This is a genomic window from Paenibacillus sp. FSL W8-0919 (genome assembly GCF_038003785.1).
Classification (GTDB): Bacteria; Bacillota; Bacilli; order Paenibacillales; family Paenibacillaceae; genus Paenibacillus_AQ; species Paenibacillus_AQ lactis.
The window spans coordinates 3022591-3040943 of record NZ_JBBOPV010000001.1; the positions used below are offsets into that span (position 1 = coordinate 3022591).

Here is an 18353-nt window from a genome sequence, read left to right on the forward strand (position 1 = left end):
ACATATAGATCAATGCATCCTATAATGAATATCATTATCTTAAATGCATAAGCGGGCGGAGATCATGGAGGACCCTTTTGCTATGGATGCGTATGACGTGCGCATTTTCGGCAGATGCGGTTCTTTTTTAGCTATCTGAAGCTATAAACTCCGGAGGAAGCTGCTGCCAGATCTCGCAAAAAACTACTGCTAAACGAGGTTTGTCTTCCTTGAAAGCACGTCGATAGACGTTTTTCTTATATCAAGGCGTTGGGGAAAGAGGTGATTGACGGTGAACGAAGGGTTATCCGCAAAGCTGCGGGCCCAATATTTACAGGACATGGAGAGGGGCAAGCTGGATGTTCTGGTGATCGGCGGTGGCATTACGGGCGCCGGGATTGCCTGGGACGCCAGCTGCCGTGGAATGACGGTCGGCTTGGTGGAGATGAATGATTTCGCCTCCGGAACAAGCGGCAAATCCGCCAAGGTGATCCATGGCGGATTGATATATCTCAGGAAAGGGAAGCTTCGTTTGGTACGCGAGTCTTGTACCGAGCGGGCATTGCTGCGTCGCTGCGCCCCCCATTTGGTGAAACCGCTTCCAGTGCTGCTGCCGATTTATAAACATCAGCCCAGCGGTTATTTGGCGAGTTCCATCAGGCTGTATGCGTATGATCGGCTTGCCGGTGCGAAGGCTAGCCGTCGGGGAAGGATGTACCGGCGGGAACAAACCCTGTCTTTGGAAAACCTGCTGAATTCGGACGCGTTAAAAGGGGCGGCCTACTGCCGTGAGTACCGGGCTGATGATGCGAGATTGACGATTGAGGTGCTGAAGGCTGCCCGGATGAAGGGCGCGCTGATGGTCAATTACGCAAAAGTGTTGGGTTTTATCTATCGGGGCGGGAGGATTGCAGGCGTCCGTGTCGAGGACCGCTCAAGCGGAATCCGATATCCGATCCTCGCCCGCCAAATTGTGAATGCCGCCGGCCCATGGGCGGATCAGGTAAGGCAAATGGACAACTCGCTGGCCAGCGAGCAGCTGCAATTGACCAAGGGGGTGCATCTTGTTGTCGATTATAACAAACTCCCTGTTCGTCAGGCTGTTTGTTTTGAAGGTCCCGGAGGAAGGAGAGTCCTCGTCATCCCTAAGGATTCTAAGACTTGCATCGGTATGACCGGGACTCCGTTTGGAGGAGGTGTCGGGACACCAGATATTACGGACGAGGATAAGCGGTATTTGATGGGCGCCGTCAACGGCTTGTTCCCCGGAATCCGCCTGGAGCATGGGGATATCGAATCAGGCTGGTGCGGATTAAGCGCGATGTTCAAGCCGGAGAACAGACAGTCTCCCGACATGACCGGGAAGGATGGCATTCTCATATCCGAATCAGGGTTGATCACAGCGAGGCCTGGAAATCTAACCGGATTTCGCAAGAGGGCGATGTCCGTTGTGGACCTCGTGTCTAAGCACATCCAGGATGAGGATGGAACGATCTATCCTCCTTGCATGACCGACCGGACGCCAATCAGCGGAGGGGACCTGAACGGTCTTACTTATAAACGGTTCAAGGAAATGATGGTCGAACAGGGTGCCCTTCAAGGAATCGGAGCTGACCCCATGCGAAGACTTATAGCAAGATACGGGTCGAACGCCAAGAAGCTGCTGGACATTTATCGGGCTTCGTCAGCTGAGGAAAAGGATGAATATAAGCTGCTGCGGGCAGAGCTGATCTATTCAATCGAGCATGAAATGACCGTTGCCGCCGAAGATTTCCTGCTGCGGCGAACCGGCTGGGTATGGTTTGAGCGGGAGACGGCCGAGCGGATGATCGCTCCCGTCATGGAGATCATGGGCGAGCTGCTGGATTGGGATGAAGAAGAGCAGGCCAGGCAGTGGCGTTTGCTTGAGGATCAGCTTCAGATGGCATGGGGGCTTGGAGGAGGCAACCTACTTGAGCGGTTCCCCTTGGAGCCTGACCAAGATCCCGCCGAGCTGATTGTGTCGGATGAGGCAGCGAAACAGCTAACGCAAACCTAATGGTCCCCATTTTCGGCATTCGAACCGAATGATCCCCATGATTCACTTGTCAAATGGAATAACTGGTTGTAGTATTAAATTATCGATTATAGAGCTGGGCGGAGATGATGAGAAGCCCTTTGCATAACGGAATCATTCATTTTGCATGAATGAGCATCTTGCTATGCAGAGGAGCTTCTCATTTTTTATGGGCGATTTTAGAAATCCGGCTCCTTTAGCAAGTGGTTTCGGCAAGGACTAACCGGCTGTGCCGGAACATATGAATACTAGACCACGTGCGGCTCCGTTTTCGTAGTCCCACGAGTCAGATTGTGAATCTATCAAAATTCCAAGATGGAACATGCAGAGGAGATCGAGTATGGATCATTTTTCAGGGTATATCTTTGACTTGGATGGCACGATTTATTTAGGGCCGGAAGCGATCGAGGGGGCCGTAGAGGCCGTCCGTTATTTGCAGGGCTTGAATAAACGCTTGTTGTTTCTGACGAACAAAACGATCGATTCCCGAGAAAATTATTTGAAAAAGCTAGGGAAGCTCGGAATCCGGGTGGAGCTGGATAACATTTTGAATCCCGCACTCGTAACGATTCATTATTTGCACAAGCATCATCCGGGGGCGAAGGTTTATGTCATCGGCGAGCCGATATTAAAGCAGGAGCTGCTGGATAACGGGATTACATTTGCTTCCGCGCCGGAAGAGACGGACGTCGTTGTCGTGTCCTGGGATCGGGACTTTCATTATAAGCATCTGGACTTTGCATACCAATCGATTAAGAGAGGCGCGGCCGTTATCGCTACGCATCCGGATCGAACATGCCCGATGCCGGGAGGCGATATTCCTGATTGCGGCGGCATGATCGGGGCTATTGAAGGCACGACCGGCATGAAAATTACAACCGTCATGGGTAAGCCCTCCGTCTTGACGGCGTTGACGGCACTTGATATTTTGGGAGTTAAGGCTGAAGAGTGCCTCATGACGGGAGATCGTCTGGAAACCGATATTCGAATGGGCAATCAGGCCGGGATGAGCACAGCGTTGGTGCTTACCGGCGTCTCGACTTCGGAGGATTTGAAAGACAGCGATGTGAAGCCAACCTATATTCTGGATTCGGTCCACGATATTTATCGCAGCCGTACCGTGAAAGAGGCAAATGAAGCGGGTTCTTAAGGTACAAAAAATAAGCCCGGGCAGCTGGAGAACCGGAGATGCTGCTCTTGGCAACGAGGTGAAGACATGAGAACAAGTGTAGAAGGCGCGCAGCGAATCACGTACTGCTTGAAGCGCAAACCGATCATTACATCTTTGATGAATGCTGACGAGCTCCCCTCCGTGCTTGCAACCGAATCGAACATCGTGTTTATTCTGAGGACCGATATATTTAATATCGAGTCGATCGTAGAACAAATCCAGGAGGCCGGAAAGCTGTCCTTCGTTCATTTCGACCTGATCGAAGGGATTGGGAAGGATCGGGCGGGAGTAACTTATTTGGCTGAAAAGGTAGGCATCGACGGCATTGTCACCACGAAGAATACGATCATCGTCGAGGCCAAGAAGCTTGGCCTGCTGACCGTTCAACGACTGTTCGTATTTGACTCCGTTTCGCTGGATAACGGGATCAAGATGATTAAGGCTTCGAATCCGGATGCCATTGAAGTGCTGCCAGGCATGGTATGCGAGCGGATTATGGACCGGATCCGGGCGGAAGTCGATGTGCCCGTCATTGCGGGTGGATTAATGATTGATTTGGAGGATTTCGATACGGCTCTAAAGAGCGGCGTCATCGGGATTTCGACCTCCAGTAAGGAACTATGGCGCTGGCAGGATGAGCATATGCAATAAGACCGGCCAGCGAGGGGGATAATAGAACGGTTGCTGATGAGGAGTGAACGAAAATGTACGATATTTCACTGGATATGCAAACGATGCTGATGCGGCTGCTGCTTGCAGCTCTGCTCGGCGGGCTGATCGGTTGGGAACGGGAGCGCAGAAATAAGCAGGCTGGACTGAAGACCCATCTGTTGGTTGCCGTGGGATCAACCCTCATCATGTTGACCTCCATTTACGGATTTGACTCCTTGCTTATCAATCATCCCAATGCCAGATTTGACCCTGCGCGGCTTGCGGCGCAGGTGGTAAGTGGTATCGGCTTCCTTGGCGCGGGCGCTATCCTGCGGCGTTCCAATCATATTATTTCAGGCCTCACCACAGCAGCAACGTTATGGGTAGCTGCTGCCATCGGGCTCAGCGTGGGGTCCGGGTTTTACTGGCCGGCGGTCGTTACGACTGCCATCGTGCTGATCAGTACGCTTGTGCTGAACAAGCTGGAATCCCGGTTTTTGTTCATTAAGAAGTCGGGGAGCCTGAAAATCATGATTGAAGCGGGTGATCGGCCCGTGCAGGTCAGCATCATTACCGATCTTCTCCAAAAGGCGAACATGACCGTCCAGGGCATGATCGTCAATAATGACTCTGCCGATGATGATTCAACGAAAGTAACGATGGAATTCCGGGTGTATTCATTTAACAGCAAAGGCATCGATGCCTTATTCGAGCAGCTGTGGCAGGTCGAGGGGATCAAGCAGGTGCGGATGAATTGGCGGGATTAGGTATGTATTTGATCGGAAATAGCATCGCAGATAAGGTTTAGCCATGGAGCCGTACATTTGTACGGCTCCATTTCATTATCAGACCCCAACACTTCTCCATTAAGGTTGCACCCCATAAAGAATGTCCATCACCAAGATTTCCTTTTAGAAGATAGATATATAGATGGATGGATCGGCTTCTACTTCACGGCCGGAGAAGGAATTCATTTCCTTGCTGCTTCGCATGAAAAAGGCATGTAAAGCAAATAATGGAGGTAACTCGAGCTTTGCATGCTGGGAGGAAACGAAATGCTACGCTACCGGCCTCGCGGCCGCCGCTTCGCCCCAAGGAAGGATGCGCCGGGGCAGGAAGCTTCCCGGAAAATTGCGGGAATCGAGCCGGCCGACCATTTACAGGAGCATCTGGACCGCATCCGCACAGAACTTGGGAACAGCCCGGATATCATTTTCCGGCAATTGAAGCTTGGAGGAGCGTCCGAGGCCAATTGCGCCATCGTTTATTTAAACGGGCTCAGCGATCCGGAAATGATCAATCACGATGTGATGGAATCGCTGCTGCAATTAAGCAAGGAATTCCTGCAGAAGGAGCGCAGCCCGGCCGATTTTCTGGATATGGTCATGAAAGACGGACTTGCGATGGGCGAATCCAGAATGAGTGCAGATTGGAATGAAGCGATGCTGGCGATATTGTCGGGAGACACGGTCATCCTGTTTGAGGGGGCGGATCACATCATTATCGCAGGCACTCAGGGCGGGCAATGGAGATCCGTAACCGAGCCAACCTCGCAGCTGGTAGTCCGCGGCCCGAAGGACAGCTTTGTGGAGTCCATTGCAACCAATATTTCACTCATCCGGCGACGATTAAAATCTTCTCAGCTATGGCTCGAAACGATGAAGATCGGATCGGTCACCCATACCCACGTAGCCATCATGTACGTCAAGGGCAAGGCGGATCCGGGGATTGTCAGGGAGATCAAGGACAGGCTGAACCGGATTGAGATTGAAGGGATATTGGAATCGGCCTATATTGAAGAATTCATTCAAGATAAGACCATTACTCCGTTTCCAACGATATATAACACGGAGCGTCCTGACGATGCGACGAGCAAGCTGCTGGAGGGCCGGATCGTAGTCTTGGTGGACGGAACCCCTTTTGTGCTGGTGCTTCCAACGGTATTTGCCCATTTCTTTCAGTCGCCTGAGGATTATGCGCAGCGTTTCGATATCGCCATCGTCATGCGGCTCGTACGCTATATCAGCTTTATTATTTTGATTCTGGGTCCGTCTGTTTATATCGCATTAACAACGTTTCACTATGAAATGGTACCGACGCAGCTGCTGATCAGTCTGGTTGCCCAACGTGAAGGCGTCCCCTTTCCGGCTTTTATCGAAGCGATGCTCATGGAGGTTGTGTTCGAGATATTGCGGGAAGCCGGTGTCAGGATGCCGCGGGCGATTGGGCAGACGGTTTCGGTTGTCGGTGCGCTCATCCTCGGACAAGCTGTCGTTGAAGCAGGTCTCATTACGCCAGCGATGGTTATCGTAGTGGCATTGACCGGTATTGCAAGCTTCACGCTTCCGGCCTACAACCTGTCCATCGCTGGACGGCTGATTCGCTTTGGCTTCATGGTTCTCTCCGGCATGTTCGGCTTCTATGGGCTGACCTTGGGCGTCATCGTGCTGATCGCGCATATGAACAGTCTCCGGTCCTTCGGTGTACCCTTCATGTCGCCAATCAGTCCATTCCGGCTCAGGAATCAGAAGGATGCGATCATCCGTTTACCCTTTCAGCCGCTGCAAACTCAAGCTGCGGAGTCTTCAACCGGATTTGGAGCGTCATCGAATCAAGACACTTCCTTGGCTGGAGACTCGGATGGGAGGATGAGCGGGTCGGGGCAACAAGGTGCCGATGGCGGAAGCGCTTCGGGAAGGGGGCAGCATACGGCTGCGAACGGAGCAGGAGGAAATCGTAACTCATGATGGGAGGCGAACTGAGATATGCGCAAACATCAAGGGCTGACCATTCTGATCATGTGCTGCTGTCTCGGCCTACTGAGCGGCTGCTGGGATGTGGTAGAGCTGAATAAGCGTGCAATTGTCTCCGGTATCGGCGTGGATTGGAAGGAAGAGGAGAAGGAATATCTCGTTTCCTTCCAGACGGTCATCGCCGATGAAATTTCGGGGAAGGCCGGCAGAGGAGCAACGCCTACCTCCGTATATAAGGCATCAGGGAAAAGCGTGGTCGAAGCGATGCGCAATGCTTCCCGCAAAGTGCCCCGTATCATTTCGCTCGCCCATACCGGTCTGATCGTCATCTCGGATCGCGTGGCGAGAGAGGGCATTATCGATCTCTTCGATTATTTGGACAGAGACTCCGATATCCGGCTGAATGCCGAAGTATTGATTGCAACCCAGGGACAAACCGCAGAGGATGTCGTGTCTGCAATGACACCGATTGGAAAAATCACGGCTTTTGCACTCGAGCAGAAGATCGATTTAACGTCGGGACAGCTTGGAGAGAATTTTCGGATCGAGGTGGATGATGTCATCCGTGGATTGCTTACCCCGGGAGGCGGGCCTTTGGTGAACGGAGTGATGATCGAAGGCAGCGCCGAAAAGGCATCGAAGATGGAAACCTTAAAAAACGCGAAGGTAGAAGGATTGGCGGTCATCTCCCAAATGGCTGTATTTAAAGGGGATCGTCTTGTGAGCTGGTTAAACGCGGACGAATCCCGCGGCACCGTTTGGATCCGGAATAAAATGAAAATCACGCCGATCCATTTGAAGTTACTTGATCAAGGTGGAGAAATATCGCTTGAAGTTATGCGGTCCAAAACAAGGCTGCTCGCTGACTTAGAAGATCCTGCGAATCCGATTATTCACATTCACGTGGAGCCTAATTTCTCGATCCGTGAAGTGAACAGCGCGATTGACCTGCGAAATCCGGCAACGATGAAGCTCCTGGAGGACGCAGCCTCGAAAGAGGTTATTCGTATTATGGAGCTAGCCGTTCGTAAGAGCAAGGAAGTGAATAGCGATATTCTGGGATTTGGTCAGGCTGTGGAACGGTCCGATCCGTCCGCTTGGCGAAAGATGAAGAATCGCTGGGATCAGCTCTTTCCACGGGTGCAAGTGAAATACCATGTGAAACCGGTGATACGAAATTCTCAAATGAGGGATCGTTCCGTTCTATACAAGATCCACAACCAATGAAGGAGGAGAGTCAAATGGAAAAGGTGAAAATCAGCCCATTTCAATTCTTCTCGATATTGGTTCTGTTTCAGTTCGGCACGACGCTCGTCGTAAATTTGGGACTTGAGGCAGGCCGGGATGCATGGATAGCCGTGCTCATCGGAACGGTGATCGGCATGCTGATCTTCTCCTTGAATGCGTATTTGTACACGGCATTTCCCGATAAACTGCCAGTGGAGTATTATCGATTATTGCTCGGGAAATATGTCGGCAGCCTTGTAGGACTAGTCTATGCCGTCCTTTATATGTTCACAGCGGCTCGAGATCTCGTAGACGGGGGACTGCTGGTCATGGCGTCCGCCGCGTTGAGGGAAACGCCGCTTCTGATCGTGAATCTGCTCATGATCATGGCGGTGGCCTATGTGCTGCATCAAGGCTTGGAGGTGCTGGCACGGACGGCTACCATCTTTTTGGCGATTATGTTTATGATCGGGGTGTTCAGCGGGATCGTGATTCTATTTTCCGGGATCATTGACCTTCAGCTCCTGCTACCTGTCATGGGTGAAGGATTCCAGCCGATTCTAGAATCGGTGCTAAAGAAAAACATTCATTTTCCGTTTGGCGAGCTTATCTGTGCGACGGCCATCTTTCCGGCTGTTAACCATACCAAAAATGGGGTGAAAGCAGGACTGCTGGCGATATTGGTTACCGGCGTCATCCTGGCTCACGTGTCGTTGATCACGATTTCAGTACTGGGAGCGGATATTACCGAACGGGCGGTATTTCCGCTTTTGACCATGATGGGGAAGGTAGAGATTTCGGAATTTATCGAGCGGACGCAAATTCTGATCGTGATGGTTCTGATCATCGGCGTGTTCTTTAAAATCAGCCTATATTATTATGCAGCATTGATCAGTTCCTCCATATTGTTCAAAATCCCGTATCGTAAATTAATTTATCCCTATGCACTGGTCATACTCGGCCTCTCCATTATCCTTGCCCGCTCTTACAGCGAGCATCTAATGAAAGGGGGAGCCTACCTGTATACGGTGTTCCCGTTCTATTCCATCGGTTTACCGCTCCTGCTCGTGATCATATGTCTGATCCGCAAAGCCATCCTCGGAAGGCGTTCCGGTTCTGCACCCGGCCCGGGTTCGGGACCCGCTTCCGGTTCCTGAATCCGATTCCCCAGACGCTCTAGGGGGGCTCGTTTCATGCTTCCTCTTGCGGAAGCTGCGATAAAGATCCGGAATAACCAGCAGAGCTAGCAAGAGGATCACGGTGATTCTCTCAACGGGAGAGAAGAGCGTGAAACGCCAGTTAATGATAAAGTTGTACCACGGAAAGCCGAAGAGGATGTCCGTAAGGATCGTTATGGTCAAGCATAATACGGTGGTTAATAACATGATCGAATATTTTTTCAGGAGCATGCAACTCACCTCGCCTTTCGTCTTAGGGGGTCAATCGGATTGGCGCCTCTTATAACCCCGTCCTGTTATAGTATGGAGGGGAGGGAGGTTAAAAATACCGAAGCGGGAGAGCGGGTCATGCGGTACGCCATCATGATGCATACCATGCTTTCGACATTTTTTTTAAAAAATGCTTGCTTTTTAACTTTATTCGTTATATACTCTTAATTACGGTGATCACAACGAGTTGATAACCCAAACACATGCGGTCGTGGCGGAATTGGCAGACGCGCACGGTTCAGGTCCGTGTGGGCTAACCCCCGTGGAGGTTCGAGTCCTCTCGACCGCATCTAATGTAACAGCGAATAAGCTCTTGAATTTGTCCTTGCGGCAATTCAAGAGCTTTTTTGTATATCTGAGTTTTCCGCAGCTCGTATCATCGGTTGAAAGCGTGACGAGGGTTGTACGAAAATAAGAAACAGCTCCCTTCGGAGCTGTTCTCATGCGCTGAGTATCCCACAATTCAATAAGTGGGGGTTGCATCTGCATTAAGTTTGTCTGCCGGCACCGTGCACTTAAGCACCTTGATAGGGATACGTTTCATCCATTACTGTCTTTGGAATGCTACCTTTAGGCCCAGTCCAATGTAGATTGCTCCAACGAATTTGCCGCTCCACTGGCTTAGGCGCCTGATCCATGGCGTCCGTTTAACCACTCTTCCAAGCGTGGAGACACTTAATACAATCGTGGTTGTATACAATATGCTTAGAATCACAAAAATCAATCCCAGGACTAAGAACTGCCCGACCGCTTCACCGCGTTCGTGATGAATAAATTGAGGCAGGAATGCCAGAAAGAAGAGGGCCGTCTTCGGATTAAGAAGCTCAGCAACAGTTGCCGAGACGTAGGATTTCAGGGAGCCTGCCGATTCAACCTGGGGCATTTGCGGTTCGGAGGGCTTGCTTAGGATTGCGCGAATCCCTAGGTATAGCAAGTAGGCTGCGCCTGCAAATTTAACAACATTGAAGGCAAGTGCCGAAGTCATCAATATTGCGGATAGACCTACCGTTGCAAATAAGGTATGAAGGAAATCCCCGGTAGCGATACCGAGCCCAGCCATAATGCCTCCTCTTCGCCCGTTCTGAACGGTACGGGTAATGGTGAGGAGAACGGCGGGTCCTGGAATCAAAAATAGACCAAGAACAACGATGATGTACGTCATAAGAGTCGGAAAATCGAGCATTTGCATTCCCCCTTTATGGTCCTAAAGCGATGGGTCTGTCGTTACTCAAACCATCCTGTCCCTATATTAGAGTCAGATGATTCAAATGGCAAGCAGGTGAATCGATACTTATGCTGCTCTAGAACCTGCCGGATAAGCGTTTTTTCCTGTTCCGTTTTATGGGGTGTTGCCATTATACTTATAGTAATTGAATGGTCTTGGAGCTGGCGTTATGTTATCGCCGTTCCATCATGGATAGATTGACAGCAGGGGGAATTTGACCGGGAAGGGGGAGTGGTCGAAATGGCAAACGTACGAAACCGGTTCGGCACATGGTTGCTGCTGGTCGTCTTGCTGTCCGTGACAGCCGGTTGTGAGGCGCCCGATTCCGGGAGCAGCGTTGTCGCTCCTGCTCCCGTATCGCTTACGCAGAACCATGACGGGAAGCGGAGCGATTCGGACGGATCGGCATCCGGCGGGAAATCCTCGAAGACGGATCAGTCCGGGGGGAACCCATCAGAACCTGCCGGCCAGGGTTCAAGTGGCGAAGCGGATGGAAAGAGCAAAGACGAAGTGGATCTTACGGATGTTACGGCCATGTGGCTTATCAATCACCAAGCAGGCTGGATTGGGGGAGACGGATGGATTGCCTTCAGTGATGACGGTGGAACCGATTGGGAGGTGCAGGCTTATCCCGAGGAGACGGTTCGCCAAATCTTTGCCTTGAACGCAAACCACGTATGGGCCGTCATGGAGAACAATGATTTATATCAGTCGACGGACGGGGGACAGGTCTGGAACAAGATCGGCAGGACGCCGAATGGGGGATTTCTTCATTTCGTATCGCCGGACACGGGGTTCAGCGGATCGGCGAGAACGGAAGACGGGGGGAAAACCTGGGGAGAATCCGAGGGTCCGGATACGACTCGGAAACCGGAAGATTTGCGGGAGCCGTTGATTGGCTGGCGGCTTCAGAATCACCAGCAGGATCTTCACGGTCATGGCGAATGGCTGTAACATAGAAGAAGATCAGGCAGGCGGCATGGAAGAAATCCACACCAACGTAAAACAAGCAGGCACGGGCAAGAGGAGCTCTCTTATCCGGCCTGCTTGTTTGCTTTATATTTTTGCTCCTGCGGTTGTTTCCACCGGGCGCTTCCCTCAGGGCAGCTCCTTAAACAGGATTCGGCAGCTGAGCCATATGCCTCCTGCAATGCCGAGAATACCGCCGGCGGCTACGCTGCCGACCAAATCGTAGGAGTGCCATCCCAGCAAAAAACCGAAGCCGCTGCCGAATGTTGTTCCTGCCAGCAGACCCAGCGCAGCACCGTTCTTCTGATTGAAGCTCATGCCAGACCATCACCTCAACGAACAATATTCCCAGTTAACGCCGTAAACATGCCGGCAAGAAGAAAAAAAGCCCGGCAAACCTTAATCCGGGAAAGGTCGCGCAGAGCAGTTGATGAAGAGGTTATGAGTTCATTTTCGTTCTTGCTCTACGAATGTTTGTTCAGGATGCAGTCTGCAAACAGGACCGATTTTGGAATGCGGAAAAATTGTTCCGCTTTCTCCTGGAATGCTGCCGATGGAACCGTTCCTTGATGCAGCCATTTGCGGAATGTGCCGGGATGCACGCCGATCCAGCGGCTCACATCGCTTACCGACAAATCGTGCACCATGCATAGGCCTGTCAGGATCCGGTTACTGACCGGCGAGCGTGTCAACGTCCGCTTCATAAAGCGCGACGGTGCAGGCTGGCAGATCAGCGGGGACTGCTCCAGCAGCTCCTCCCGGAACAGAATATGACGGGGATACCCGAGGTAACTGCAGGCTTTCTCCAGATTTTGCTTTCCGGGTACGCGTCCCTCATATACCCAAGCACTGACGCTGCGCGAGGAAACTCCCAATTCTTCGGCAAGCTGAGACAGTTTGATGTCATTGGCCATTAGAATGGCAAGGAGGACGCGGTTGCGAATTTGGCAGCGGGTCGGCCTCCGAAAGCGCTTGACTCGCACGCCTTTCCCCAAATATTTCCGATTGATCAGGGACCACGCCTCAATGGAGTGTTTTTCTTGCTGCAATGGTGTAGGCATAATTCCTCCGATTTTTTTTAACACAATACTACAATATTCGACACTAACTTTTCAATAGCCAACGTCTAAACATTTGTTTCCATTTCGTTGTTGCATAATCAACGTGTACTGCGACAGACCTGTGAAAGGAGTGCTTGCCGTACCCAGAAACACGCCGCTGGAGTATGAATCCGGCAACGTTACAGTGATGATGTCTCGTCGGCTCAACGAATATCAAATGATCTGTATCTCGTAGGGTGTACAGTTGGCTACAAAGCTTAAATGTTTCATTAGACTTGTCAATGCTAACAAAAAAACCTGCCGCCGGCCGGTTCTATTCGCAATTTGGTTCAATAATCCGGATGATCCGGGCCGGCTGCCGATGGCTGCTGGGAATGGATGCGGAACTCGCTTGGTGCGATGCCGGTCCACCGCTTGAATTGGCGGCTGAAATGCGCATTGGTCTTATACCCCAGCATCATCGCAATATGGTCAATGCTTAGGTCTGTTTGCTTCAACAGCCGCTGGGCCTCATTCAGGAGGGTTTCGGATAGAAACTTGCGCGGTGCTCTGCCGTATACCTGCCGAAAAATCCGATTAACCTGCGACGGACTAAGGTTCAGCGACTTGGCGATGTCTTGGATCCAGGTTCGCTCGGTCTCCTGAATTTCACCGTGAAGATGAATATATCTTACGGAGTCCTCGATTTGCTCGGCGATCTGACGCGCGATGGATTCTTTTCTGGATAAGGTGACGGATGTGGTCTGAGACAGCTGTCCGACCAGGGAGCCGAGCAGTTCGAATACGGCGGCATGGACCCTCATCTGTTTGGAGGCCGGCAGCGGGCTGGATAAGTGCTCTGTGGCCAGATTGTACAGCGTAGACAGAGAAGAAGACAGTCCCTGGGCTAAAGCCGAATCTGCCGGATAATAAATGTCCTTGCAGCGGTTGAGTTCTCTGCAAAAGGATGTATCGTGAACGCTGAAATGAACGGAGAAGTAAGTGAAACCCTGCGGACCGGCACACGTGCAGGAATGTGTCATGCCGGGGCGAATGAACAACAAGTCTCCAACGGACTGCTTGTACAGCTGTCCATTGACCACCATATTCATCTCGCCGTCCATCATCCAATGAATTTCGTACATGGAATGCTCGTGGGACGGATAAGTCCAGCGGGAATCCACTTTTCTTGCATGCAGCCCCAATAATTGAAAAGACATGCGAACATCGGGCAGACGACCTAAATACGCGGCTTCGGAAAGCTTGGTCACAGCAAACCTCCTCGGTATGTCCTGTATTCCCGTAACGGTTAGACTCATCTTAACAGAAAAATTATGCGTGAAAAGGGTAAATCGTCGTAGAGATTAGCGCATCGTCATGGGCGATCGGTGGTGCTATGGTAGTAATATCAACCCGATGGGGAAGAAATGGGGGCAAGCCTGAATGAGAATTATTCGATTTCTGGACGGACAACGGAAGCGGCTGGCAGCCGTTACGGATGATGAAACAGCCTATCGTCTGCCGCAGCCGGATTTTATGACTTTGATCCATCAAGCCAGGGAGCGCGGGATCTCTCCTGTTCAATTGGTTGAAAACGCTTTTAGTCCAACAAGTGAGCTGGCTGGTGATTGGACTTCTCTGCATCTTGTCACGCCACTGGACGCGCCGGAAGTATGGGCGGCGGGTGTTACGTATCAACGAAGCCGCGAAGCACGAAATTATGAAGCTACGGATGGAAGACTGGATGCGGAGACATTTTACGATAAAGTCTATGACGCTGAGCGGCCGGAAATCTTTTTCAAATCCACGGCCGCCCGCTCCATCGGACCGAACGAGGCCGTCACGCTGCGCAGCGATTCCACATGGCAGATTCCAGAGCCTGAGTTGGGACTAGTCCTTGCCGCTGATGGAAGTATAGTGGGATACATCGTGGGTAATGACATGAGCTGCCGCGATATCGAAGGGGAGAACCCGCTGTATTTGCCGCAAGCAAAAATATGGCGCAATTCCTGCTCCATCGGACCGGCCATCCGGCTTGCGGAAACGGTGCAGAATCCATATGCATTCAGCATCGTCTGCGAGATTTACCGCGAAGGGCGCATGGTCGTGAAGAGCCAGGCAAGTACAAGTGAATTAAACCGAAAGCTGGATGAACTGGTCTCGTTCTTGGCAAAGGACAACGATTTATTCGATGGTACGGTGCTTTTGACAGGCACAAGCATTGTGCCGCCTAATGATTTTACGCTTGAGCCCGGAGACCGGATTGAAATTTCGATCAGCAGTATCGGTACGCTGGTGAACCCTGTTTTATCAAATTAGTTTTTAATAAGGAGGGCGTATTCCCATGACGGCATTTCAAAGAGAGCAAGTATACAGGAACTATATCAACGGAGAATGGGTGAAGGCTGCGTCCGGAGAAACCGAACCCAGCATCAATCCGGCAAACCGGAATGAGGTAGTCGGTTATGTACCGGTTTCCGGTATAGAGGATCTGAACCGTGCTGTCGCAGCGGCCAAAGCAGCAGGCCGAGCCTGGCGGCGATTAACCGGCGCGGAACGCGGCAATGTTCTCTACAAGGCGGCGAGTGTGCTGGAACGCCGGGCCGACGAGGTCGCCGAGGCGATGACGAGGGAAATGGGCAAAACGCTTGCAGAAGCTAAGGGAGAGACGATGCGCGGCGTCGCGATCCTAAGGTATTACGCCGGCGAAGGGATGCGAAAAATCGGAGATGTCATTCCTTCGACGGACAGCGAAGCGCTGATGTTTACGACCCGTGTACCGCTTGGCGTCGTGGGCGTCATTGCCCCATGGAATTTTCCCGTAGCGATTCCGATTTGGAAGACGGCCCCGGCTTTGATATACGGCAATACCGTTGTGTTAAAGCCGGCGCAGGAAACGGCGGTCACGGCAGCCAAAATCATGGAATGCTTTGAGGAGGCGGGAATTCCGGCAGGCGTTCTCAATCTTGTATGCGGCAGAGGTTCGGTGATCGGATCTGCGCTTGCCGAGCATCCGGATGTCAACGGGATAACGTTCACAGGTTCCAACGAAGTCGGAAAACGGGTCGGCGCCGCCGCTTTGGGGCGGGGAGCCAAGTATCAGCTTGAAATGGGCGGCAAAAATCCGATCATTATCGCGGCAGATGCGGACCTGGACTTGGCAGTCGAGGCCACCATCAGCGGCGGCTTGAAATCCACCGGCCAAAAATGCACCGCCACCAGCCGGGTCATTGTGGAGCGGAAAGTATATGAAGCCTTTAAAGAAAAGCTCCTGTCGCAAATCCGGGAGATCCGGTTGGGGGACGGCATGTCTTCCGAAAGCTGGATGGGACCGTGCGCGAACGAAGGACAGCTCGAAACGGTGCTGAACTATATTCAAAAAGGGCAGGATGAAGGCGCCGTGCTGCTGACCGGCGGAAAAAGAGCGGACGGTCCAGGGCTTGAAGAAGGGTTTTATGTCCAGCCAACCGTATTTGAGGGGGTCGAACCGCATATGTCCATAGCCCGGGAAGAAATCTTCGGCCCTGTGCTTGCATTGATCGCGGTGGATTCCCTGGAGGAAGCCATAGAGACGGCCAATGACAGCGACTTTGGTTTGAGTGCCTCCATCTATACGCAAAATGTCGGCGCAATGCTGTCTTTCATCCGGGATATGGATGCCGGATTGGTCAGGATCAATGCGGAAACGGCCGGCGTAGAGCTGCAGGCTCCGTTCGGCGGAATGAAAATGTCGAGCTCGCATTCCAGGGAACAGGGGCAAGCGGCCATCGAGTTTTTCACATCCATCAAAACGGTTTTCGTTAAGTCTTAGGCGGCGGGAGGGTGCCATGCACGAACAGATTATGTCGATAATGGGGGAGAAAGACTCAAGCTGTTTCGATATTATGGCGTATGCTCCCGGGGCGGCGGGACGGCTGCCTTTAACGGATGACTTGCTGCGGAACGCTCCGAGCGGCGACTTGTTCGGCATGTCCCAGAATGTCGGGATGGGCTGGAAGCCCGGGGAGTTGAACGGAAAACAGTTTCTGATCCTGAGCACGCAGGGCGGAATTCGCAACGAGGACGGCAGTCCTGCCGCCCTCGGTTACCATACGGGCCACTGGGAGGTCGGCCTGCTCATGAAGGCCGCGGCGGAAGAGATATCGGGCCGCGGTGGAATTCCGTTTGCCGGCTATGTCAGCGACCCTTGTGACGGCCGATCCCAGGGAACGACAGGCATGTTTGATTCCCTTCCATACCGGAACGACGCTGCCGTGGTGTTCCGCAGACTGATTCGCTCCTTGCCGACGCGCAAAGGGGTGATCGGCGTCGCCACTTGCGATAAAGGTCTGCCGGCGATGATGCTTGCGCTTGCGGGCATGCCACAGCTGCCGGGTGTGATCGTTCCCGGGGGCGTCACCCTTCCGCCTGTCGATGGAGAGGACGCCGGCAAAATTCAGACGATCGGCGCACGGTACGTCAGCGGCGAGCTCTCCCTGGAAGCGGCGGCGGAGCTCGGCTGCCGGGCATGCGCTACACCGGGAGGAGGCTGCCAGTTTCTAGGCACGGCGGCAACAGCCCAGGTCGTCGCCGAGGCGATGGGCATGACGGTGCCGCATGCCGCGCTTGCACCATCCGGGCAGCCGATCTGGATCGAAATGGCTCGGCAATCCTCACGCGCACTCATGGTCATGGAGTCCGAAGGGCTGAGAATGGCGGACATTGTCACCGATGCGGCGATTCGCAATGCGATGGCCGTTCATGCCGCATTCGGCGGCTCTACCAATCTGCTGCTCCACATTCCCGCCATTGCCCATGCAGCCGGTTTAACCGTGCCTGCGGTGCAGGACTGGATCCAGGTCAACAAGCATGTGCCGAGACTGGTCAGCGCCCTGCCGAACGGCCCGATCTTCCACCCGACCATTCGGGTGTTTCAGGCCGGAGGAGTGCCTGAAGTGATGCTTCACCTCAGGCAGCTTGGCATACTGGATGAGTCCGTGCTTACCGTAACAGGTACGACGCTGGGCGAGGTGCTCGACTGGTGGGAATCGTCGGAACGCCGTCATCTGCTGCGGAAGCAGCTGAAAGAGAAGGACGGGGTTGATCCGGATAGTGTCATTATGAGCGCGGAGTATTCGCGGCGTCTTGGCATTACCTCTACCGTAACGTTTCCGACCGGGAATATCGCTCCGGAAGGCTCTGTGATCAAATCCACATCGATCGACCCTTCGGTACTGGATGACCATGGCGTGTATCGTCACAGAGGCAGAGCCAAAGTATTTACAACCGAACGCGAAGCGATCCGTGCGATTAAGACCGGCGGAGTTCTGGCAGGCGACGTCGTCGTACTTCTCGGGCGGGGTCCGTCAGGGACCGGGATGGAGGAGACTTACCAGCTTACGTCTGCGCTGAAGCATCTGTCTTTCGGCAAATACGTGTCGCTCATTACCGATGCCCGGTTTTCCGGTGTTTCCACCGGGGCATGCATTGGCCATGTTGGCCCCGAAGCGCTGGCAGGCGGGCCGATCGGCAAGCTTCGGAACGGTGACTTGATTGATATCGTCGTGGATCGCAACACGCTGGAAGGCAGCATAAATTTTGTCGGTGAAGGGGAAGTCGAGGTTTCGCCGGAGGAAGGCGCTCTCATCCTGGCACAGAGGCCTTTCCATCCCGATATGCGGCCGGATGAAGCTTTGCCGGATGACACCAGGCTGTGGGCTGCGCTGCAGTCCGTCAGCGGAGGGACATGGAGAGGAAATGTGTACGACGTGGAACGGATCATAACCGCTCTGGAAGCCGGCAAAAAAGTACTGGGCTGGCACTGAAACAATCACTTTTTGTACAATCATCATTTT

General features: G+C 52.7%; 15 protein-coding genes and 1 tRNA gene. 12 read left to right on the forward strand and 4 right to left on the reverse strand.

Annotated elements, in window-relative coordinates; all coding sequences use genetic code 11:
- Nucleotides 1–271: 271 nt before the first annotated feature.
- The 8 genes from NST44_RS13380 (at nt 272) to NST44_RS13415 (ending at nt 9574) form a co-directional block, all read left to right on the forward strand.
- On the forward strand, nt 272–2017 hold the full coding sequence (locus tag NST44_RS13380; RefSeq protein ID WP_213614703.1) for a glycerol-3-phosphate dehydrogenase/oxidase: 1746 nt from the start codon (nt 272–274) through the stop codon (nt 2015–2017).
- Between the two features lie 358 nt (nt 2018–2375).
- On the forward strand, nt 2376–3185 hold the full coding sequence (locus NST44_RS13385) for an HAD-IIA family hydrolase (protein WP_340899847.1): 810 nt from the start codon (nt 2376–2378) through the stop codon (nt 3183–3185).
- A 66-nt stretch (nt 3186–3251) separates the two neighbouring features.
- A complete protein-coding gene (locus NST44_RS13390; protein ID WP_007127642.1) occupies nt 3252–3857 on the forward strand; it encodes a glycerol-3-phosphate responsive antiterminator in 606 nt (201 codons plus the stop codon).
- 53 nt (nt 3858–3910) lie between these two features.
- A complete protein-coding gene (locus NST44_RS13395; protein ID WP_007127643.1) occupies nt 3911–4624 on the forward strand; it encodes an MgtC/SapB family protein in 714 nt (237 codons plus the stop codon).
- A gap of 288 nt (nt 4625–4912) precedes the next feature.
- Nucleotides 4913–6604: a spore germination protein gene (locus NST44_RS13400; RefSeq protein WP_007127644.1), complete on the forward strand. Its 1692-nt coding sequence runs from the start codon at nt 4913–4915 to the stop codon at nt 6602–6604.
- A gap of 18 nt (nt 6605–6622) precedes the next feature.
- Entirely contained in the window at nt 6623–7837 is a 1215-nt protein-coding gene (locus NST44_RS13405; RefSeq protein WP_213614701.1) for a Ger(x)C family spore germination protein, read from the forward strand.
- Nucleotides 7838–7851: 14 nt separating this feature from the next.
- Nucleotides 7852–8994, forward strand: a complete 1143-nt coding sequence (locus tag NST44_RS13410) for a GerAB/ArcD/ProY family transporter (protein ID WP_210095040.1) — start codon at nt 7852–7854, stop codon at nt 8992–8994.
- Between the two features lie 496 nt (nt 8995–9490).
- Nucleotides 9491–9574 (forward strand) — tRNA-Leu (locus NST44_RS13415).
- A 258-nt stretch (nt 9575–9832) separates the two neighbouring features.
- Here the strand turns inward: NST44_RS13415 and NST44_RS13420 are convergent.
- Nucleotides 9833–10468 (reverse strand): LysE family translocator, encoded by a 636-nt coding sequence (locus tag NST44_RS13420; RefSeq protein ID WP_007127648.1) that lies wholly within the window; start codon nt 10466–10468, stop codon nt 9833–9835.
- Nucleotides 10469–10750: 282 nt separating this feature from the next.
- On the opposite strand from NST44_RS13420, the gene NST44_RS13425 reads away from it, so the two are divergent.
- Nucleotides 10751–11464: a WD40/YVTN/BNR-like repeat-containing protein gene (locus NST44_RS13425; RefSeq protein ID WP_028405161.1), complete on the forward strand. Its 714-nt coding sequence runs from the start codon at nt 10751–10753 to the stop codon at nt 11462–11464.
- Between the two features lie 144 nt (nt 11465–11608).
- Here NST44_RS13425 and NST44_RS13430 read toward each other — a convergent pair whose 3' ends face one another.
- The 3 genes from NST44_RS13430 to NST44_RS13440 form a co-directional block, all read right to left on the reverse strand.
- The gene (locus NST44_RS13430; protein ID WP_340899852.1) at nt 11609–11797 is read right to left on the reverse strand and encodes a hypothetical protein; all 189 of its coding nucleotides are present in this window, start codon (nt 11795–11797) and stop codon (nt 11609–11611) included.
- Between the two features lie 146 nt (nt 11798–11943).
- On the reverse strand, nt 11944–12540 hold the full coding sequence (locus NST44_RS13435; protein ID WP_007127651.1) for a helix-turn-helix domain-containing protein: 597 nt from the start codon (nt 12538–12540) through the stop codon (nt 11944–11946).
- Between the two features lie 329 nt (nt 12541–12869).
- Nucleotides 12870–13790, reverse strand: a complete 921-nt coding sequence (locus NST44_RS13440) for a helix-turn-helix domain-containing protein (RefSeq protein WP_144867557.1) — start codon at nt 13788–13790, stop codon at nt 12870–12872.
- A 172-nt stretch (nt 13791–13962) separates the two neighbouring features.
- On the opposite strand from NST44_RS13440, the gene NST44_RS13445 reads away from it, so the two are divergent.
- Genes NST44_RS13445 through NST44_RS13455 form a run of 3 tightly spaced genes read left to right on the forward strand, consistent with a single transcriptional unit; the run spans nt 13963 to nt 18323 of the window.
- Complete coding sequence (locus NST44_RS13445) at nt 13963–14838, forward strand: fumarylacetoacetate hydrolase family protein (RefSeq protein ID WP_340899858.1); 876 nt, start codon at nt 13963–13965, stop codon at nt 14836–14838.
- 25 nt (nt 14839–14863) lie between these two features.
- Nucleotides 14864–16330: an alpha-ketoglutaric semialdehyde dehydrogenase GucD gene (gene gucD, locus NST44_RS13450; protein WP_340899860.1), complete on the forward strand. Its 1467-nt coding sequence runs from the start codon at nt 14864–14866 to the stop codon at nt 16328–16330.
- 16 nt (nt 16331–16346) lie between these two features.
- A complete protein-coding gene (locus NST44_RS13455) occupies nt 16347–18323 on the forward strand; it encodes a YjhG/YagF family D-xylonate dehydratase (protein ID WP_340899862.1) in 1977 nt (658 codons plus the stop codon).
- Nucleotides 18324–18353: the final 30 nt, after the last annotated feature.